Source organism: Thermoanaerobacter kivui, from assembly GCF_000763575.1.
In the GTDB taxonomy this organism is placed as follows: domain Bacteria; phylum Bacillota; class Thermoanaerobacteria; order Thermoanaerobacterales; family Thermoanaerobacteraceae; genus Thermoanaerobacter; species Thermoanaerobacter kivui.
This window is the reverse complement of record NZ_CP009170.1, coordinates 1,784,368-1,806,428: the sequence shown is the minus strand read 5'-3', so window position 1 is coordinate 1,806,428 and position 22,061 is coordinate 1,784,368. Positions and strand designations below refer to the sequence as shown.

The following is a 22,061-nucleotide window of genomic DNA, read 5'->3' as shown; positions in this document are numbered from 1 at the left end:
CTATGAGGCAAAATATCTATCTTTCAAATATAAGCTTGAATGAGGCAATAAATATTTTTCTTGAAAAAATAAAAGATTTTAAGGTTGAAACAGAATATGTAAAAACTTATGAAGCAAATGGTAGAATTACAGCAAAACCTATATTTGCCAAAATTTCATCGCCCTTTTACAACAGTTCTGCTGTTGACGGGATTGCAACAGTAGCAAAAAAGACATTTACTGCGACAGACAAAAATCCTGTAAGGCTTAAAGAAGGAGTTGATTATGTAGTTGTTGATACAGGTGATCCTATTCCAGATGAATATGATTGCGTAATTATGGTTGAAGATTTAATTTGGGTATCTCAAGATGAGGTTGAGATAATAAAGCCTGCTATTCCATGGCAAAATATACGACAAATTGGTGAGGATATAGTAGAAGGACAACTTATACTTCCTCAAAGCCATAGAATAAGACCTGTTGATATTGGTGCTTTGATTGCAGGAGGAGTATTTGAAGTTGAAGTTTATAAAAAGCCTAAAGTTGCAATCATTCCAACAGGAACAGAGCTAGTAGAACCAGGGGAAGAACTTAAAGTTGGAGATATAATAGAATTTAACTCGAGAGTTTTTGCCGCGCAGGTTGAAGAATACGGTGGAATTCCAACAAGATTTGATATTGTAAGAGATGATTTTGAGAAATTGAAAGCTGCTGTTGATAAAGCTTCAAAGGAATACGACATTATCCTATTAAATGCTGGTTCATCTGCAGGACGTGAGGATTATTCTAAAAAGGTTATTGAAACCTTAGGTGAAGTCTATATTCATGGAATTGCTATAAAACCTGGAAAGCCAGTTATACTAGGAAAGGTAAACAATAAGCCTATTGTTGGAATACCAGGTTTTCCTGTTTCAGCTTATTTTATAATGGAAAACATAGTTAAGAAGCTTATCAACTTTGTTCAAGGATATGATATAAAGGATAAGAGATATATAGAAGCAACTCTTTCAAAAAGAATTATGTCATCTTCAAAATATCTTGAGTTTGTAAGAGTAAAACTTGGTTTTATAGACGGTAAATACATCGCAGCGCCAATTGAACGGGGAGCAGGTACTACAATGAGCCTTGTAAGGGCTGATGGGGTTTTGGAAATACCTGAGGAGCTTGAGGGTTATGAAAAAGGGACAAGGGTTAATGTAAACATATTAAAAAGCGAAGACGAGATTAAAAATACAATTCTTTGTATAGGAAGCCACGATTTGATACTTGATATTGCAGCAGATCTTCTTGCCAAAAGAGGAAAATTCACGCTATCTTCAGCCCATGTCGGAAGCATTGGGGGAATACTCTCATTGAAGGATAGGGAAACACATTTTGCAACAATTCACCTTCTTGATGTGGAAACGGGTGAGTATAATAAATCTTATGTGAAAAGATATATTCCAAACAGAAAAATTGCCCTTATAAAATTTGTAAAAAGAATTCAGGGGCTTATGGTTAAAAAAGGTAATCTACTAGAGATTAATTCTTTGGAGGATATTGTAAAAAAAGGTGCAAGGTTTGTGAACAGGCAAAAGGGATCTGGTACAAGGATTTTGCTTGATTATGAATTAAAAAGATTGGGTATAAATCCCAAAGACATCATAGGTTATGATAGGGAAGAATATACTCATATTTCGGTTGCAGCACAAATAGCTAAAGGAAATGCAGATGCTGGACTTGGGGTATTTTCTGCTGCTAAGATTATGGACCTTGATTTTATTCCGATAGCAAATGAAGAGTATGACATTGCAATTCCCGTTGAGTACTTAGAACTTGAAGGGGTAAAGCAGTTTTTGGAGGTTATAAATTCAGAAGAATTTAAAAATGAGCTTGATAAGCTTGGAGGGTATGACTATAGCAATTTAGGAGAAATTATCATTATCGAGTAAAGGAGAGTTTTTATGAGAGATAGGTTAGGAAGAAATGTTGATTATTTAAGAGTTTCTGTTACGGATAGATGTAACTTAAGGTGCATTTATTGTATGCCGGAGGAGGGAATACCCAAAAAAGATCATAATGAGATTCTAAGGAACGAAGAAATTTTAAAAATAATTAGGATTTCAGCAGAACTTGGCATTAAAAAGGTAAGGTTTACAGGAGGCGAGCCACTTGTAAGGAAGGGAATTGAGAACATAATTTATGAAACATCAAAAATAAAAGGCATTGAAGACATTGCACTTACAACTAATGGAACAAAACTTTATGAAATGGCAGATACTTTAAAAGAAGCAGGACTTAAAAGAGTTAACATAAGCCTTGATAGTCTTAAAAAAGATCGATACCGTATGATTACAAGGCTTGGGAATATTGATGATGTATTTAGGGCTATTGACAAAAGTTTATCTATTGGACTTGAACCTGTAAAAATTAATACGGTTGTAATAAAAGGTATAAATGACGATGAAATTTTTGATTTTGTAAAACTTGCCGATGAAAACCCGCTTCATATCAGATTTATTGAAATAATGCCGATAGGTGAAGGAGCAAAATTCAAAGATAACTATATATCGTCGGATGATTTAATAAGTAGCATTCCCGGACTGACTCCGGTTGAAACAGAACCGGGTAACACTGCAAGGGTTTTTAAAAGAAAAGGAGCAAAGGGAACGGTTGGTTTTATTGCACCTTTGTCATGTAAATTTTGTTCAAGTTGTAATAGGATTAGACTTACTGCAGCTGGAACTATAAAACCTTGTCTGCATTCAAAATATGAAGTAGATATTAAAAGTTTTTTAAATGATGAAGACAAGATAAGAGCAATGCTGGAACATGCAATCTTAAGTAAGCCGGCAGGGCATAATCTTGAAAAGGAAATAAGCCAGAATCAAAAAATGATGTTTCAAATAGGGGGATAGTATATGAATTTAACACACATTAATGAAGAAGGTAGAGCAAGAATGGTCGATGTTAGCGAGAAAGCTGAGACAAAAAGAGAAGCTGTTGCAATAGGAAGTATTTATATGAAAAATGAAACTTTAAGAAGAATACATGAAGGAACTATTAAAAAAGGAGATGTCCTAGCTGTTGCACAGGTTGCAGGTATTATGGCTGCGAAAAATACATCTCATATGATTCCGATGTGTCATCCTATCATGATAACCGGATGTGATATTAGTTTTAATTTGGATTTTGAGAATTCAAAGATTGACATTAAAGCAGTAGTTAAAACTGTTGGACAAACAGGGGTTGAGATGGAGGCATTGACTGCAGTTACGGTTGCAGCTCTTACGATTTATGATATGTGTAAAGCAATAGATAGAGACATGGTTATAAGCGAAATAATGCTTGTGAAAAAAAGTGGTGGAAAATCAGGCCTTTATGAAAGGGAGGTTTAATAATGGCAAAGGTGGTGTCAGTTAATATTAGCAAAAAGAAAGGAACTGTAAAAAAGCCTATAGAAAAGGGATATTTTAGAGAAAACCACGGGCTTGAAGGAGATGCTCATGCTGGAAGGGGACACAGGCAGGTCAGTCTTCTTGCAGAGGAGAGTATAGAAAAGATGAAAGCAAAAGGCATTTGGGATTTGGCTGCAGGAAAATTTGCAGAAAATATAACAACGGAAGGAATTGAACTTCACACTTTGCCGGTAGGGACAAAACTTAAAATAGGAGAAGAGGTTATTCTTGAAATCTCTCAAATAGGGAAAAAATGTCACGAAGCTTGTGAGATCAGGAAAATTACGGGTGATTGTATACTGCCGATGGAAGGGATATTTGCGAGGGTGTTAAAAAGTGGGTTCATAAAACCCGGAGATGAGATTATAGTTATAAATGAATAAAATTGTGGAACTCCAAAAGATAATTTTTATCTTTTGGAGTTTTGTATTTTAATAGATATTGTTATAATTGCATTTATTTGTGATTTCTTATGTGACTTTCCGAACAATTCCTTTTTTGATTGAAAAAATTACACGGTTAAAAATTTAAATTCAAGAAATTTCAAAAAACACTCATGTGTTTATTTTGTGATAATGTTATCTTGTAAACTATTATGATAGTTTAACAGGAGTTCGGGGCGAATACAAGGGGGTAATTTACGAAACTGTGCCTTTTATTAAACCTAAAAAAGCTAATGCTGAAGACAACGTTAAGAAGGAGAAATCTACTTACAGACCACCCGATACCCATTATTACAAATACAGTCGTAACAATGTAAGTATGTCAGTTATACTAACAAGTCATAGGTGGGGTTCCAAGGTATTCGCTGACAATTTTCATGGCGCAGAATTTTCCACACATGCTGCAAGTTTTGGCTGTAGATACGTTTTTATTGATGCGATATTTAAAAGCTTTATCAGGGTCTATAGAAAGCTTTATTTGCTCATCCCAGTCTAAAGCTTTTCTTGCTTTAGCCATAGTCAAATCTTTTTCTTTAGCGCCTTTTACACCTTTTGCGATATCTGCAGCATGGGCAGCAATTTTTGCTGCAATAACTCCTTCTTTGACATCTTCCATATCGGGAAGTCCGAGATGTTCTGCAGGTGTGACATAGCAAAGGAAATCTGCACCGGCAGCTGCTGCAACTGCACCGCCAATTGCCGCGGTTATGTGGTCGTAACCGGGGGCGATATCGGTTACAATAGGACCGAGTACGTAAAAAGGGGCGTTGTGACAAAGCTGTTTTTGAAGTTTTACATTTGCTTCAATTTGGTCAATTGGCACATGCCCAGGTCCCTCTACCATTACTTGGACTCCTGTTTCGCGAGCCCTTTTGACAAGTTCACCAAGGATGATGAGCTCTTGTATTTGTGCGCTATCTGTAGCATCTTCGAGACAACCGGGACGCAGTCCATCTCCTAAACTTAAAGTTATGTCATATTTTTTGGCAATATCAAGAAGTCTGTCAAAATGCTCATACAAGGGATTTTCTTTGTCATTGTAGAGCATCCAGCCGATTGTAAAGGAGCCGCCGCGACTTACTACATCCATCACTCGGCCGTTGTCTTTAAGCTTTTTCAATGATTCAAATGTTAGACCACAGTGGACTGTTATAAAGTCTACACCATCTTCCGCCTGTTGTTCTATGACTTCAAAAATAAATTCTTCAGGCATGGCAACGATGCTGCCGTATTTGTACATGGATTCAACAGCTGCTTGATACATGGGAACAGTACCTACAGGTACAGGGGAATTTTCAAGTATTTTTCTACGAGATTGATTAATGTCGCCGCCTGTGCTTAAATCCATTACCGCATCTGCTCCAGCTTTTACAGCAACATTTAATTTTTCAATTTCTTTGTCAATTTCGGGATATGCATCAGAGGTTCCTATGTTGGCATTTACTTTTGTCGATAAACCCCTTCCTATGCCTTTGGGAATGAGGTTTTTGTGGTTGATGTTTGATGGTATTACTATTTCTCCTTTTTTAACTCCTTCTAAAATAAATTCTTCGTCCACTCCTTCATACTCTGCGACTATTTTCATCTCTTTTGTGACAATGCCTGAAAGGGCATATTCCAATTGTGTCATAACAAAACCTCCTTAAAAATAAATAAACCATGGGGATTATAGCCATGGCAGATGACCACATCCCTACGCAGGTACTAACCTAACAGGTTCGATGGGTTAAAAGGCAACACCTTTTTCTCAGCCGGTTACGCCGGCACCCCATGTGGCAAATATTAAATTTTTATAATCGATAGGGTATAAATATTGCAATACTATTATACCACTAAAAAAAATCGGTGTATATTAAAATTTGAAAAAATTTAAGAAAGAGTAAAAAAAATTCTTGACTTTATAGTTTCAAAGTGATAACATAAATTACAACGTGCAAAATTGAATATATTACACACAAACCTCTTATCAAGAGTGGTGGAGGGACTGGCCCGATGAAACCCGGCAACCGGCATTTATATGCGTCTGGTGCCAAATCCTGCAGGTTAGGTTATCTAACCTGAGAGATGAGAGGAGTGGCGGATTATTAGGCCCTCTTCTCATTTTGAAGAGGGCCTAAAAATTTATCGGGAGGTGTAACATGACAGTAAAAATCGGGTTATTGGGACTTGGAACAGTAGGAACAGGAGTATATAGATTGATAACTTCAAGAGGAGGTCATATAAAAGAGAGCACTGGGTTTTATCCTGAAATAAAAGGGATACTTATTAAAAATCTCAACAAACCAAGAAAAGTAAATGTGCAAGGACTTCTTACACAGAATGCTGAAGAAATTTTAAAAGATAAAGAGATAAAAATAGTCATTGAAGCAATTGGAGGCGTTCATCCAGCTTATGAATATGTGAAGGAAGCTTTGTCTGAAGGTAAACATGTTATAACTGCAAATAAAGAGTTAATAGCCAAACATGGAGAGGATTTAAATGAAATAGCGGAAAAAAATGGAGTATTTTTAAAATGCGAGGCAAGCGTTGGAGGAGCTATACCTATACTTCATCAAATCGATAGATTAAAAATAACGGATGAAATTGATTTTGTAGGTGGAATAATAAATGGCACGACTAACTATATTCTTACGCAAATGTCCACCAAGGGGAAAAGCTATGAAGAAGCGCTTATTGAAGCCCAAGAATTAGGGTATGCGGAATTAAATCCCGATTATGATGTAAAGGGTTTTGATTCACTGTATAAACTGATTATTCTCATGCGCAAAGTATTCAATGTAAATGTGCCAGTAAATTCTATAACGAGAAGTGGAATTGATGGGATTACAAAAGAAGACATAAACTATATCGCCAAATGGGGGTATAAAATAAAATTACTTGCGTGGGGGAAAAAAGTCAAAGATAACATTTTTGCAGGAGTAGAACCGGTAGTAGTGGAAGAAAGCAATATTTTATCAAAAGTAAGCGATGTAAATAATGCAATTATATTGAAAGGAGATAGTTTTGGAGAATACGTCTTTGTAGGAAGAGGAGCAGGAGAACTTCCTACTGGGGATGCTGTTGTAGCAGATTTACTTGATGTACTATTAAATTACAACATTAAAGGTAATAATGTAGCAAAGTTTCTTCCAGTTTCTGAAGGCAGCTTCACAGATACATTTTATATAAGATTTAAAATGCACAAAGGAGATATTTTGAATCTACAAGAAATTTTAAATTTCTTTAAGAGAGAAGGAGCTTTAATTTTGGAGTCTTCATATGAAAATGATATTTTTGTAGCTGTAATTAGAGTAAAAGCAAATATTAATGCATTTGTAAAAAAAATAAAGGATGAAAAAATTGCAGAAATAAAAGCAATTTATAAAGTGCTACAGGAAGATATAGATGAGGGACAATTAAAAGAGTTTGAAGATTTGGTAGAGGTAATTTGAACTAGGAAAGGAGATAGAAATATGCCTAAAAAATATGGTTTTTCTACTTTGGCAATTCATGAAGGTTGGGAGCCAGACCCGACCACAGGAGCTGTAGCGCTTCCTATATATCAAACTTCATCTTTTGCTTTTAAAAGTACAAAGCACGCGGCAGATTTGTTTGCCTTAAAAGAAGAAGGATATATTTATACCCGAATGATGAATCCCACTATTAACGCTTTTGAAAAGAGAATGGCAGCTTTAGAAGGTGGGGTAGGTGCTCTTGCTGTATCTTCAGGGCAAGCTGCTATAACATTAGCTGTTACTAATATAGCAGGGATGGGAGACGAAGTGGTCTCTTCTACTAATCTTTATGGGGGTACTTACAACCTTTTTGCAACTACTTTAAAGAAGTTTGGAATAAATTTTAAATTTGTGGACCCCAGTGACCCTGAAAATTTTAGGAGGCAAATAACAGATAAAACAAAGGCTTTATACGTTGAAACTATTGGCAATCCCAAGATTGATGTTGCTGACATTGAAAAAATAGCAGAAATTGCACACACTGCAGGAATTCCTCTCATTGTAGATAATACTTTTGCAACTCCTTACCTTGCACGGCCTATCGAGTTTGGGGCTGATATAGTGGTACATTCGGCGACTAAATTTATAGGTGGACATGGGACTTCTATAGGTGGAGTTATAGTAGATTCTGGAAAATTTAATTGGAACAATGGAAAGTTTCCAGAACTTACAGAACCAGATCCAAGTTATCATGGTATAAGGTATGTAAAAGATGTAGGTGAAGCGGCTTATATTGTAAAAGCGAGGGTGCAGCTTTTAAGGGATTTGGGTACTGCTTTGAGTCCCTTTAATGCATTTTTATTCGCACAAGGATTAGAGACTCTATCTCTTAGGATGGAAAGGCACAGTCAAAATGCTTTAAAAGTTGCAGAGTTTTTAGCTTCTCATCCCTACGTTTCGTGGGTGAATTATCCAGGACTTAAATCAAGTCCTTATTATGCTTTGGCACAAAAGTATTTGCCAAGAGGTCAAGGAGGAGTTTTGACTTTTGGCATAAAAGGTGGATTAAAAGCAGGCATTAAGTTTATAGAGAGTTTAAAATTATTTACTCATCTTGCTAATATAGGGGATGCAAAGTCTTTGGTTATACATCCAGCCAGCACGACTCATCAGCAGTTATCAAAAGAAGAACAGTTAGCTTCTGGTGTTACGGAGGATATGATAAGACTTTCTGTAGGACTTGAGGATATAGAAGATATATTAGAAGACCTTGATAATGCCCTTTATGCATCGCAAAAATAGATAAGGAAAGGTTGATGTAGATGATAGTTGAGGAAAAAAAGGTTACACTAAAAGGGAAAAATATATTCACTACAGAAAGTGGATATAGCTTTGATGAACTTACTATTGTTTATGAAACTTATGGAAAATTAAATAAAGAAAAAAATAACGTGATACTTGTGGAACACGCATTAAGTGGTAGTGCCCATGCAGCAGGTGTGCATCCTGGGAAAAATAACGTGGGCTGGTGGGACCCTTTAATTGGGCCAGGTAAATATATTGATACAAACAAATATTTTGTCATATGCTCTAACTTTCTTGGCAGTTGTTATGGAACGACAGGTCCTTCTTCTATAGACCCTAAGACAGGGAAACCTTACGGTTTGGGATTTCCAAAGATTAACATAAGAGACATGGTAAAAGTGCAAAAACTTCTCTTAGATTATGTCGGCATAGATCGCATAAAAGCGGTTATAGGGGGCTCTATGGGAGGAATGCAAGCTTTAGAGTGGGCAGTGACATACCCGGATTTAGTGGATAAAGCGATAGTCATAGCTGCTGATTATAAACTCACTCCTCTCAATATTGCATATAATCATGTAGGAATCCAATGTATACTCAATGACCCCTATTTCTACGGCGGTGATTACTATGATAAACCACATAAACCTGATAAAGGCTTAAGTACTGCCAGAATGCTTGGGATGATAACATACAAAAGTGGTGACCTATTTGACCATAGATTTGACAGATTAAGAGATGAAAACAACTTTGAAGTGGAAAATTACCTCAACTATCATGGGCTATCTTTTATAAACAGATTTGATGCAAATTCGTATTTATATATTTTGTGGGCTATGAATGAACATGATATTACAAAGCCTTACGGCTCCTTGAAGATGGCACTTAAGAGGATTAAAGCGGAAATACTAATGATAGGCATAGATACAGATATGATATTTCCATCCAAATACATGAAAGACTTTATCAAAAAACTCAATGCTACAGGAGGATGCGGCAGATTTGAGGAAATATCTTCAATGCAAGGTCATGACTCTTTTTTGGTAGATATAGATAAGATTGGACCGATCATTTTAGGTTTTTTAGAAGAGACATACGATAAAGAAATGGTATGTGTATAATTTCACTAAGAACAGTCGATTTTAAAATGGGACTGTTCTTTTTTATGTGCCATTAATGTTATAATTAAAATATACCTTTTATATCGGAATTTTAAAAAGAGGTGATTTTAATGGCAAAAAAAGAAATAAAACTTGGTTTTGTAGGGCTTGGGTTTATTGGGACAATCCATTCTATAGCTTGTTTTTCAATGCCTTTATTATTTAAAAACCTTCCTTTTGAAGTGAAACTTGGACCTGTGTACAAGAATAACATAGAAGATATACCACATTTTTTTGAAAAAGGTGTAAAAAGTATTGAAGAAATGTTGGAAGATGGTGACCTTGATGCTGTCGACATATGTACCCCTAATTACCTTCATTATGAACAGGCGATGAAAGTGATAGATGGGGAAGCATTGAAGCTTCCCGGATATCTCCTGACCTTGAGGAGGAGACTCGATTTGAAATATACGGTACAAAGGGCTCAATAAAAATATCTACAAAACATCCTCGATATGCTGTATTATATAAAAAGCAAGAGAATATGAAAATAATTGGTGATTATGATAAAGAAAGTAAATTTACTAAATATGTACAGTTAATATATCCCCAAGAAAAATATTCTCTTGGATGGATGGTAGATTTACACATGGCAAGTCTCATAAACTTTTTTACAAATATTGTAGAGGATAAAATTGTATTTAGTGAGACACCCACTTTTGAGGAAGCCTACAAAGACCAGGTTATTTTGGATAAAATATTATTATCAGCTGAAAATAATGGGAAAGTTATTAGTAATCTAAAAGATTAGTTGTCAATTTTATATATATCTGACATTTTGCAAAAGTAAAGCGACTTGATAGAGCAGAAGCTAAACTTAGCGAGACTGAAGAACGGAAGCGGGGCCGGAGCCATGGAGGGCGGAGGCGGGCACCTGAGGCAAGGAGGCCGATTGTGCCCGGAAACCCCGCTGGAGTTCGAGATCGAGCGCTAGTTTAGCCTGCGATATCCCAGGAGCGAACTGTGCAAAATGTCAGTATATTATTCAATCAATAAGATAGGGGTAGTAATAAGATGAAAATTACAGTAAAAGAAGAGTTTTTGAAGAGAATGGAGCAATTACTTAAAGAAGAGTATGAAGATTTTTTAAAGGAATACGACAAAAAGTCTCAAAAAGGCTTAAGAGTGAATACATTAAAAATCGGTGTAGAAGAGTTTAAAAAAATTGTTCCTTTTGAGATAACCCCAATTCCTTGGTGCCCAACTGGGTTTTATTATGATAAAGAAGAAAAGGCGGGCAACCATTTGTACCATATTTTAGGACTTTACTACATTCAAGAGCCTACAGCGATGGCAGTTGTGGAGGTATTAGACCCTAAGCCAGGAGAAAAAATTCTCGATGTAAGTGCAGCGCCGGGCGGGAAGACTACTCACATAGCTACAAAAATTGGCGATAAGGGAATTATTGTGGCGAATGAAATAGACAACAAAAGGATAAAAGCGCTGGTGGAAAATATAGAGAGAATGGGAATAAGAAATATTGTGATAACAAACGAAAGTCCTGAAAAATTGGCTTCCGCATTTAAGGGGTATTTTGATAAGATTTTGGTTGATGCTCCTTGCTCAGGAGAGGGAATGTTTAGGAAAGACCCTACGGCAAGGAAGATATGGTCTTTAAATAATGTCATGAGCTGCTCTATAATACAAAAAAATATACTTAGAAATGTGGCGCCGTTATTGAAGCCTGGCGGCATTTTAGTCTATTCTACTTGCACTTTTTCACCTGAAGAAAACGAAGGAGTTATAAAAAAATTTTTAGAAGAACATCTGGAATTTGAAGTTGAGGAAAGTGAAGTGTGCAAATACTTCGACAAAGGACATCCTGAATGGGTAGAAGGTCCAGAAGATTTAAGCAAATGCATAAGGTTATGGCCTCACAAACTTAAAGGAGAGGGACATTTTATCGCAAAATTAAGAAAAAAAGATAGTGATAACGAAGATTATAAATTCACAAAAAGAAAGAATAGTAACAACAAAAAAGGATTAGAGCTGTTTTACGACTTTGCCAATAAATATCTTAATTTAGATTTAGGAGTTCTTAATCTTGAGATTTACAATAACTTTGTGTATCATGTATCAGAGGATTTACCATATTTAGGTAATATAAAAGTGTATAGATATGGTTGGCAGTTAGGAGAGCTTAAAAAAAATAGGTTTGAACCTTCTCACTGGCTAGCAATGGGGATAAAAACGCATGAGGCACAAAGGCATTTAGAATTGACAAAAGAATATAAAGAAAAGTATTTCAATGGCGAAACTTTTGAATTGGACATGGAAGATGGATGGATTTTTTTCACCGCAGAGGGATTTCCTGCTGGATGGGGCAGGGTAGCAAAAGGGATAGTTAAAAATTATTACCCTAAATGGTTGAGAAATATCAAGATTTGGGAGGAATAAAATGATTAGGTGTTTATCTTATTCGCAGGGGGAAATTGTCGATATTGAACCTAATATAATTTCAGAAAAAATTAACAACAAAAACCTTTTATGGGTTGATTTAGAAAATCCTAATGATTTTGAAATAAAAATATTAAGTGAAAGTTTTAGATTTCATCCACTTACTATTGAAGATTGCCTTCATAGAAAACAACGTTCCAAAATAGAAGACTATCAAAATTATTATTTTATAGTGATGAATGTTTTTAAGGGACGGAAATTAGAAAAAGAATTTATAAATTCTGAAATTTTTATTTTCGTTTCAAAGACTTATGTTGTAACAGTACATTGGAGTAAAATGGAATTGATAGATGTTATTTACAAGAAAGCTACAGTTACAACTAATATCTTTGAAAGAGGAATAGATTTTTTGCTTTACAGCATTATGGATGGAGTTATAGATGATTATTTTCCAGTAGTAGATGAAATAGGAGAAAAAATTGATGAAATTGAAGAAGGAATTTTTAAAAAAGATGATAATGTGGTTTACAATAAAATATTTACATTAAAAAAGAACATGCTAAAACTAAGAAAAATAATAACAGCTCAAAGAGAAATTTTAAATACTTTTTTAAGGCATGATTTTACACTCATTAAAGAAGAAAATCGACTTTATTTTATGGATATCTATGACCATATTATGCGTTTATTTGACCTTATAGATACTTATTATGACCTACTTACGGGTACTCTTGACCTTTATATGTCTTCCATATCGAACAGGATGAATGAGATCATGAAGACTCTTACTATTATAACTACAATAATGATGCCACTTACTCTTATCACTGGTATTTATGGAATGAACTTTAAAAATATGCCTGAACTCAACACAGAGTATGGATATTTTGTGACATTAGCTTTTATGGGGCTTATCGCTTTATGGGAGATTTTGTATTTTAAAAAGAAAAAATGGTTGTAAAAAAGTAAGATACTCACGCAATGCACTTTGCGCATAAAAGCGGGGACTTATTAAAAATGACTTTATCTACATACTGGACCTGCTTGCGCAGGTTTTTTATTATCTATATAAAGCCCTCCTTCTTTGTGCAATTTTATGCTTTAAAATCTCAATTTTCGGGGAATAATATTTTTAGCATAAAATTGCAGTGGAGAAGGAGTTGACCTTGCCTTGTTCTATGGGGTGTTAGTTTTAACTTTGCTTTTACTATTAGCATTTTTAGTACATATTTCAAAAAACTATAGATTAAATAGAGAAGACATGGTGAGAGATTTTAATGATGTCATTTTAAATTCTGAAGAAATGGAAAAACATGCAGCGGAAATAGCACAAAATCACAACATCATGAAAAGAACCAAATTGTCATATTTGCTTATTCCCAGAATGAACAGAAATTACAATTACATTAAATCAGTTTATAGAAGTTTGAATAGTGATTTGAAAGAAAATGTCTATATTTTCCAAGAAGAAGAGTGGTTATTGGACAATTTTTATATAATTGAAGAGCAAGTTAAAGAAATAAGAAAAAGCTTGTCAAAGAGTTATTATTCCGGACTTCCAGGGCTTAAAAATGGTTTACTTAGAGGATATCCAAGGATATATGCCATAGCCTTTGAATTAGTGCTCCATTCTGACGGCAAAATTGATGAAAAAACTATAATCAACTTTATAAAAGCATATCAGACAAAGGCTTTGCTTTCCAGCTCGGAGCTGTGGGCTTTAAGCCTTATGATACGTATTGCTTTGATTGAAAAGATAAAAAGAATTTGCGAAAAAATTGTGGATGCTCGCAGACAAAGGGAAAAAGCAGATAGTATATTGAATTTGCTTTTAGAAAAAGAAATGAAATATGAAGAAATAAAAAAACTGATTAGGGAAAACATCAATGTTGCAGATAGATTTCCTCTTCAGTTTATTGAGCATTTGGTAAACAGACTTAGAAAAGAAGGGGACAGTTCAACTAATGTAATACAGTATATAGATAAAATTTTAATGGAATATGATACCAATATTGCAGATGTGACGGAAAGGTCCCATCAAATGCAAGCAAAGAGGCAGATTTCCATAGGCAATGCTATTGTTAGTTTAAAAACTGTTTCTTCTCTTGATTGGGCACAGATATTTGAAAGTTTGAGTCCAGTCGAGCAAATTTTAAGGCAAGACCCTGATGGTACATATCCTATGATGGATTTTGAGTCGAGGGATTATTACAGGCATGAAATAGAGAAAATAGCAAAAACTTACAATACTTCAGAGACATATGTGGCCAAAAAGGCTATAGAATGTGCCAAAGAAGTAACGGAGGAAGAGGGTAAGTTAGGGTACATAAACCATGTCGGATTTTACCTCATAGGTAAGGGAAGAAGTATTCTTGAAAATAAAATAAACAACAAGACTAAAAGTGTAAGAAATATAGCTAAAGTTCTAAAAAGGTATCCGGATGTTTTCTACATAGCTTTAATTTTAGTAAGTATATTGTTAGGTGAAATTTTCGCGATAAAATACTTGTGGAGTTTAAATAGAAATTTGTGGCTTCTGATTGTTTCGGCAGCAATCCTTTTAATCCCTTTCAGTGAAATAGCAGTACAGCTTGTAAATTGGATTTTGATGCACGTTTTTAAACCTGTGGTACTGCCGAAAATTGAATTAAAAGATGGCATACCTGAGGATGCAGCGACAATGGTGGTAATTCCTTCGCTTTTGACGGATGAAAAGAGGACTAAAGAATTAATTGAAAGTCTTGAAGTGTATTATCATGCGAATAAAGAAAAAAATTTGTATTTTGCTTTATTAGGAGATTTTAAAGACGCGCCTTTTGAAGAACTTTCAGAAGATGAAAAAATTGTAAATTGTGCGCTGACTGAAGTTAAAAAGTTAAATAAAAAATACACCAAAGATGGAGAGGAAATATTCTATTATTTCCATAGGAAAAGACAATACAACGAAATGCAAAAAAGTTGGATGGGATGGGAGCGGAAAAGAGGAGCTCTTGTTGAATTTAACGAGCTTTTAAGAGGAAGCAATGATACAAGTTTTTACGTGGTTAGTGGAGATGTGGCTAAGTTAAAAATAAAATATGTGATAACTTTGGATGCAGATACTAATTTGCCTATTGATGCTGCTAAAAAACTTGTCGGAACGATGCTTCATCCCTTGAACAAAGCTGTAATTGATAAAGATTGTGGGATAGTAGTAGAAGGATATGGCCTTTTGCAACCGAGAATAAGTATTGACATAGAAAGCGCAAATGCCACCCTCTTTTCCCGTATTTTTGGTGGGCAGGGTGGAATTGACCCTTATACTACAGCAGTATCAGATGTGTACCAAGATTTGTTTGGAGAAGGTATATACACAGGAAAAGGAATATATGACGTAGACGTATTTAGGGAGCTATTAAAAGATACCATACCTGATAATTCTATTTTAAGCCATGACCTTTTAGAAGGGTCTTTTGTAAGAACGGGGCTTGTTACTGATATAGAATTGATTGATGGCTATCCTGCAAAATACAATTCATATATTATGAGATTACACAGATGGGTGAGAGGCGACTGGCAATTACTTCCTTACTTGAATTATAAGATAAAAAATAGGAGAGGAGAAGTCATCAAAAATCCGCTTTCTGTGGTAACGAAATGGAAGATTTTTGACAATTTAAGGAGAAGTCTTGTGACAGTTGCTTTGATGTTGATGATATTTCTAGGATTTAGCATTTTGCCAGGAAGTGGATTTTTGTGGTTGTTACTTGCAGCTTTGACTGTGTTTTTCCCTCTCATACCTGTTTTGGTTGATAGAATTTTTAAAGGCCAATTTAGACGCTATTGGGAAAAAAGGCACAAAGCTGTGATACAAGGTGTCAAAGCTGCTTTTTACCAATCGTTACTAAATTTCATATTCTTGCCTTATCAAGCTTATATAATGGCAGATGCAATAGTTAGAACAATTGTAAGGTTATACATAACTCGAAAAAATCTGTTGGAATGGGTTACAGCTGCTGACATGGAAAAACGCTTAAAAAACGATTTTGCAAGCTTTTTTAAAAGAATGTGGGTATCTTTGTTGGAAGGATTGGCAGTAGTCGTATTAGCTATGTATTTTAAGCCCCAAAGTTTAATATGGGCTATTTTGCTGTTTTTCCTCTGGGCAGTTTCTTGCTACATTGCTTTTTATATAAGTAAGCCAATTGATAAAAAAGTAAAAGCTGTTTTGCAGGAGGACATGGAAAAACTACGTTTAATAGCGAGAAAAACGTGGAGATTTTTTGAAGACTTTGTGGTAGAGAGCCAAAATTATTTGCCACCTGACAATTTTCAGGAGGACCCTCCCAATGGAATTGCTGAAAGAACTTCTCCTACGAATATAGGGCTTTACCTTGTTTCTGTAGTTGGAGCAAGAGATTTGGGATATATTACTACAACAGAGATGCTTGAAAGGATTGAAAAGACTCTTGCCACAATAGAAAAGATGGATAAATGGAACGGCCATTTGTACAATTGGTACAACACAAGGACATTAGAGCCTCTAAAACCCTATTACGTTTCTACAGTGGACAGCGGAAATTTAGTGGGCTATTTAATAACAGTGAAAGAAGCGATGGAAGATTTTTTAAGTAAACCTCTTGTGGACATTGAATTAGCGAGAGGTTTGAAAGATACTGTCAAAGTGCTGGAATTGGATGAGATTTTAAACGAAAATTTTGAAGATACTTTAAGTAAAAATACATTGATGCCATCCAATTGGAAAATGTTATTAGATAAAATTTATGAAAAAATAGAGGGATTGAAAGATAGAGAAGAGAATGCAAAAAGGTTAAATAAGATAATTGAACCTTTTAAAAAGGAAATGAAAGATTTTTTGGTGTGGTTGGAATTTGAAGAGGATGGAAAAGAACATGAACTTTTTAGAAAATATAAAGAGATTTTTGAAGAATATACTTCTCCTAAGGAATTACAAAAGATATACAATGATTACCTTTTAGAGTTAGAGAAAACTTTTGATGAAGATTCAGAGGAAAAAGAGAATTTGTTAAAGAGACAAAAAGATAAAATTCTGATGGCTATAGAGAATATTGAAGAATTATCTAAAAAAATTACAAATATAAAAGCTACAATTGAGAAACTTGTAGAAGATACAAAATTTAGGTATTTGTACGATGAAAAGAGGCAGCTTTTCTCTATAGGATACAATGTAGAGGAGGAAAAGCTTACAAAATCTTATTATGACTTATTGGCATCAGAAGCGAGACAGGCAAGTTTTATCGCAATTGCAAAGAGGGAAGTTGACAAAAGGCACTGGTTTAAATTGGGACGCATGCTTACAGTTGAAAACAGGTATAAAGGGTTGGTGTCTTGGTCAGGGACGATGTTCGAATACTTTATGCCTCTTTTGATAATGCGAAATTATGACAATTCTTTACTCGATGAGACATACGCTTTTGCTGTAAAAGTGCAAAAAAATTATGGCAAAAAATTTGATATGCCGTGGGGTATATCGGAGTCTGGATTTTACGCCTTTGACATAAATTTAAATTACCAATACAAAGCCTTTGGAATTCCAAGTTTAGGGCTTAAAAGGGGATTATCTCACGATAAAGTTGTAGCACCTTATGGGTCTTTGCTGGCAATTGGCGTGGATGCGGAAGGCGTGCTAGAAAACATAAAATTTCTTAAAAAAGAAGGGATGGAAGGGAAATACGGTTTTTATGAGGCGATAGACTACACACCCGAAAGAGTTCCTTTTGGTAGAAAGAATGCGATAGTCAAAAGTTTTATGGCACATCACCAAGGAATGACTTTTATAGCCTTGAACAATTTTATAAATGACAATATAATGCAAAAAAGATTTCACAAAGACCCAATGATAAAAGCTGCGGAAATACTACTTCAAGAAAAAATGCCTATGTATCTGGATATTACACGTGAAGAAAGAGAAGAAGCCAGAAAGATTGAAAAGATTCGCAAAGAAGAAGGAGATTTTGTAAGGGTATTGGGAGAATCCAAAAGCGGACTGCCAGAAGTCCATGTTTTGTCCAGTGGTAAGCATTTTGTGATGCTTACAGAAAGAGGCACAGGTTATAGCAAAAATGACAGAGGTATTTTCTTGACGAGATGGAGGAACGATGTAGCACAAGACTACGGCACCTTTATATTCGTTCAAAATATAAACTCCAATACTGTATGGTCTGCCACTTATGCTCCTTTTTATGAAAAAGACAAAAATTACAGAGTAGTTTTTTCTGCAGATAAAGCAGAGTACTTTAAAAGGGTAGGCAATGTAGACACACATATGGAGGTGATAGTTTCGCCAGAAGACAATGTAGAAATAAGGAGGGTGACTTTAAAGAATCACAGCAAACATCCGCGAATACTGGAAGTTACAAGTTTTGGTGAAATAAGCTTGACAGATTTGCCAACTGATGTAGCACATCCGGCGTTTAATAAGCTCTTTGTAAAGACTGAGTTTTTAAAAGAAGAAGATGCCATTTTGGTTTGCAGAAGACCGAGAGAACAAAACGAAGATAAAATATGGGCAGTCCATAAAGTAGCAGTTTTAAATGCAGAGATTATAGGAGATACTCAATTTGAAACAGACAGGTCAAAGTTCATAGGAAGAGGAAGAAGTTTAAAAAAACCAATTGCTTTGGAGGTAGACCAACCTCTATCCAATACCCAAGGGGCTGTTCTTGACCCGATTGTAAGTTTAAGAAAGAGAATAAAGGTAATGCCAGGAGAAACAGCAAAAGTAGTGTATGTATCAGCATTGACACAAAGCCGCGAAGAAGCTGTAAAAATCGCTGGAAAGTATAAGGATGAAAATGCTGTTGAAAGAGCTTTTGAGATGGCATGGACGAGAAGTAGAGTAGAACTGGATTACCTCAATTTGAAACCACGGGAATTGGGTTTATTACAAAAGATGTTGTCACATCTTTTGTATATCAGTCCTCAGCGAAAGCTAAGAGAAAGTTTAATTATAAAAAATACCAAAGGTCAATCCGGTTTATGGTCATATGGAATATCGGGAGACATACCTATTGTGCTGGTTGAAATAGAGAAAATAGAAGAAGTAGACATGGTAAAATGGTTTTTGAAAGCCTATGAATATTGGAAAATGAAAGGGGTAAATGTTGACCTTGTAATTTTAAATAAAGATAAAGGCGGTTATATACAGCCACTAAATGACAGAATAAAAGAGATTATATCTGCCAGCTTTTCTTACGATGTGTTTGGCAAATACGGTGGAATGTATTTGCTTCAAGAAAACAATTTAAAAGAAGAAGATATTTATTTGTTAAATACCGCCGCTACTTTGAAGTTTGAAGGCAAAAATGAGTCAATATACGAACAAATAATTTTTAAAGAACAGAAAAACGTCCTTTCGGAAAAAAATTGGAGTAAAAAAGGCCAGAATTTTGAAGACCCCAAAGTAGAAGATATACCTTTAGAGTACTACAATGGCCTTGGAGGTTTTAGAAATGACGGAAAAGAATATGTAATAAGGTGGGAAGGCAAAAGCACTCCTGCTCCCTGGATAAACGTCATTTCAAATCCTTACTTTGGCTTTCAAATATCAGAGACAGGAGCAGGGTATACTTGGGCGGAAAACAGCAGAGAGTATAAATTGACTCCTTGGTACAACGACCCTGTGTTAGACCCTCATGGTGAAGTGGTTTATTTAAGAGATGATGAAACAGGTGAGGTGTGGACAGTTACGCCTTTGCCCAAAGGGAAGGCAAAAGTTCACTATGTAAAACATGGATTTGGATATACTTCTTTTGAAAGTGTGTGCTGTGGTTTAAGGCAGCAACTGACAGAATTTGTTCCAATAGAAGATTCAGTAAAAATAAGTATTCTCAATATTAAGAACTTGTCACAAGAGCAAAGAAAAATTACTGTAACTTATTATATAAGGCCAGTACTGGGGGTTACAGACCAGTTTACAGCACCATATATTTTTACAGAGTACAACAAAGAAATCGATGCTTTGCTCATAAGAAATATGTACAATGACGACTTCCCTGGAAGAATCGCTTTTTTGGCAGCGTCAGAGAGAATATCATTTTTTACGGGAGACAGAGTAGAGTTTATAGGAGTAACAGGAAGCTTGAGTTTCCCACAGGCTTTAAGTTATGAGAGTTTATCAAACAATGGAGGTATAGGTCTGGACCCTTGTGGTTCAATACAATTTCAAGTAAATATAAAACCTGGGGAAGAAAAGCAGCTAATACTTCTATTAGGACATGGTACAAGCTTAGAGGAAGTAAAAAGGATTGTTTCAAAATATACAAGTGTGGAAAATTCTCAGACTGAATTAGAAAAAGCAAAAGAATTTTGGAAGGACCTTTTAGAAAGGATACAGATTAAAACTCCTGACAAGTCAATGGATTTACTTGTAAATGGATGGCTGCCTTATCAAACAATTGCGTGTAGATTGTGGGCAAGGTCAGCTTTTTATCAATCGGGAGGAGCTTATGGTTTTAGAGACCAATTGCAGGATGCTATGAATATGGTATATCTAGAGCCAGAATTTACAAAAAATCAAATAGTCAATGCTTGCCAGCACCAGTTTGTAGAAGGAGACGTCCAACATTGGTGGCACCCTATAGTAAATAAAGGAATAAGAACAAAGTTTTCTGATGACTTGTTATGGCTTCCTTACGTAACAGCTGACTATATAGAAAAGACAGGAGATTGGTCTATATTGGACATAGAAGTAAATTACTTAGAAGATTTGCCATTGAAGGAGGAAGAAGAGGAAAGATATTCCACACCTCACTTATCTGAAACAAAAGGCACAGTGTATGAACACTGCCTAAAAGCTATAGACTATTCATTAAAATTTGGAGAACATGGGTTGCCTTTGATGGGGTCTGGTGACTGGAATGACGGAATGAATAAGGTAGGAAACAAAGGAAAGGGAGAAAGTGTATGGTTAGGATGGTTTTTGTACACTATTCTTCAAAAGTTTTCGCCCATATGTCAAACTAAAAAGGATGAAGAACATGCAAAAAAGTATCAAGAAATAGCTAATAAATTAATAAAAGCCATAGAAGAAAATGCATGGGATGGCAGTTGGTACAGAAGGGCTTACTTTGATGATGGGACACCTTTAGGCTCTGTAGACAATTTAGAATGCAAAATTGACTCTATATCACAGTCTTGGTCTGTGATATCTAAAGCCGCAAAAGATATTAGAGCTAAAGAGGCAATGAAGGCCGTTGTAAATTATTTGGTCAACGAAGAAGAAGGGATAATAAAGCTTTTAGCGCCCCCATTTGACAACGGGGATTTGAATCCGGGGTATATAAAAGGATATGTTCCAGGAGTTAGAGAAAATGGCGGTCAATATACTCATGCGGCAGCATGGGTAATACTAGCTTTTGCGGAGCTTGGAGAAGGAGATAAAGCATGGCAACTTTACAACATGATAAATCCTATAAATCACACCAGAACCCCTATTGAGTGCATGAAGTACAAAGTAGAACCCTATGTCATGGCAGCAGATGTGTATGCAGTAGAACCCCATGTAGGAAGAGGAGGTTGGACATGGTATACAGGTGCGGCAGGTTGGATGTACAGGATAGCAATTGAGAACCTCTTGGGTTTGAAAAAATACGGAGAAAAACTTATAATAGACCCTTGTATACCAAAAAATTGGGATAAATATGTGATAGAATATAAATATAAAGATATGAAATATCTAATAGATATAAGAAATCCTAATGGTGTTAACAAAGGTGTAAAAGAAGTATATATAGATGGAGAGCTTGTCACAGATAAGACTATTGATTTAACAAAGAAGGGAAATAGTCATCAGGTTTTAGTGGTAATGGGATAATAAGAAGCTATGACGACTTTTGTCATAGTTTCTTATTATCATTTTGCTTTAAGTTACAATCTTAACTAATGCTT

Annotated in this window: 11 protein-coding genes, 1 pseudogene and 2 riboswitches; of the genes and pseudogenes, 11 read left to right on the top strand and 1 reads right to left on the bottom strand. The window is 35.3% G+C overall.

Annotated elements, in window-relative coordinates; all coding sequences use genetic code 11:
* Positions 1-2 precede the first annotated feature (2 nt).
* From TKV_RS09075 to TKV_RS09060, 4 genes are read left to right on the top strand one after another with little or no spacing between them, the layout of a single operon-like run.
* Positions 3-1,910 (top strand): molybdopterin biosynthesis protein, encoded by a 1,908-nt coding sequence (locus tag TKV_RS09075; RefSeq protein ID WP_049685665.1) that lies wholly within the window; start codon positions 3-5, stop codon positions 1,908-1,910.
* A 12-nt stretch (positions 1,911-1,922) separates the two neighbouring features.
* Positions 1,923-2,876: a GTP 3',8-cyclase MoaA gene (gene moaA, locus TKV_RS09070; protein ID WP_049685664.1), complete on the top strand. Its 954-nt coding sequence runs from the start codon at positions 1,923-1,925 to the stop codon at positions 2,874-2,876.
* A gap of 3 nt (positions 2,877-2,879) precedes the next feature.
* Positions 2,880-3,356, top strand: coding sequence for a cyclic pyranopterin monophosphate synthase MoaC (moaC, locus tag TKV_RS09065; protein WP_003868650.1), 477 nt, complete (start codon positions 2,880-2,882; stop codon positions 3,354-3,356).
* Between the two features lie 2 nt (positions 3,357-3,358).
* On the top strand, positions 3,359-3,799 hold the full coding sequence (locus TKV_RS09060; RefSeq protein ID WP_049685663.1) for an MOSC domain-containing protein: 441 nt from the start codon (positions 3,359-3,361) through the stop codon (positions 3,797-3,799).
* Between the two features lie 391 nt (positions 3,800-4,190).
* Here the strand turns inward: TKV_RS09060 and thiC are convergent, their stop codons facing one another.
* Positions 4,191-5,489 (bottom strand): phosphomethylpyrimidine synthase ThiC, encoded by a 1,299-nt coding sequence (gene thiC / locus TKV_RS09055; protein ID WP_049685662.1) that lies wholly within the window; start codon positions 5,487-5,489, stop codon positions 4,191-4,193.
* 43 nt (positions 5,490-5,532) lie between these two features.
* Positions 5,533-5,640, bottom strand: a riboswitch (TPP riboswitch).
* 179 nt (positions 5,641-5,819) lie between these two features.
* A riboswitch (SAM riboswitch) is annotated at positions 5,820-5,930 on the top strand.
* A 67-nt stretch (positions 5,931-5,997) separates the two neighbouring features.
* On the opposite strand from thiC, the gene TKV_RS09050 reads away from it, so the two are divergent.
* From TKV_RS09050 to TKV_RS09020, 7 genes and pseudogenes are all read left to right on the top strand, one after another.
* Complete coding sequence (locus tag TKV_RS09050) at positions 5,998-7,290, top strand: homoserine dehydrogenase (protein WP_049685661.1); 1,293 nt, start codon at positions 5,998-6,000, stop codon at positions 7,288-7,290.
* A gap of 21 nt (positions 7,291-7,311) precedes the next feature.
* Positions 7,312-8,595, top strand: coding sequence for a homocysteine synthase (locus TKV_RS09045; protein ID WP_049685660.1), 1,284 nt, complete (start codon positions 7,312-7,314; stop codon positions 8,593-8,595).
* Positions 8,596-8,615: 20 nt separating this feature from the next.
* Entirely contained in the window at positions 8,616-9,716 is a 1,101-nt protein-coding gene (gene metX / locus TKV_RS09040; protein ID WP_049685659.1) for a homoserine O-acetyltransferase MetX, read from the top strand.
* 110 nt (positions 9,717-9,826) lie between these two features.
* Positions 9,827-10,506: pseudogene (locus TKV_RS09035) on the top strand (Gfo/Idh/MocA family oxidoreductase).
* A 263-nt stretch (positions 10,507-10,769) separates the two neighbouring features.
* On the top strand, positions 10,770-12,152 hold the full coding sequence (locus TKV_RS09030; RefSeq protein ID WP_049685658.1) for an RsmB/NOP family class I SAM-dependent RNA methyltransferase: 1,383 nt from the start codon (positions 10,770-10,772) through the stop codon (positions 12,150-12,152).
* 1 nt (position 12,153) lies between these two features.
* The gene (gene corA / locus TKV_RS09025) at positions 12,154-13,113 is read left to right on the top strand and encodes a magnesium/cobalt transporter CorA (protein WP_049685657.1); all 960 of its coding nucleotides are present in this window, start codon (positions 12,154-12,156) and stop codon (positions 13,111-13,113) included.
* 222 nt (positions 13,114-13,335) lie between these two features.
* Entirely contained in the window at positions 13,336-21,987 is an 8,652-nt protein-coding gene (locus TKV_RS09020) for a GH36-type glycosyl hydrolase domain-containing protein (protein ID WP_236617245.1), read from the top strand.
* The last annotated feature ends 74 nt before the right edge of the window (positions 21,988-22,061 follow it).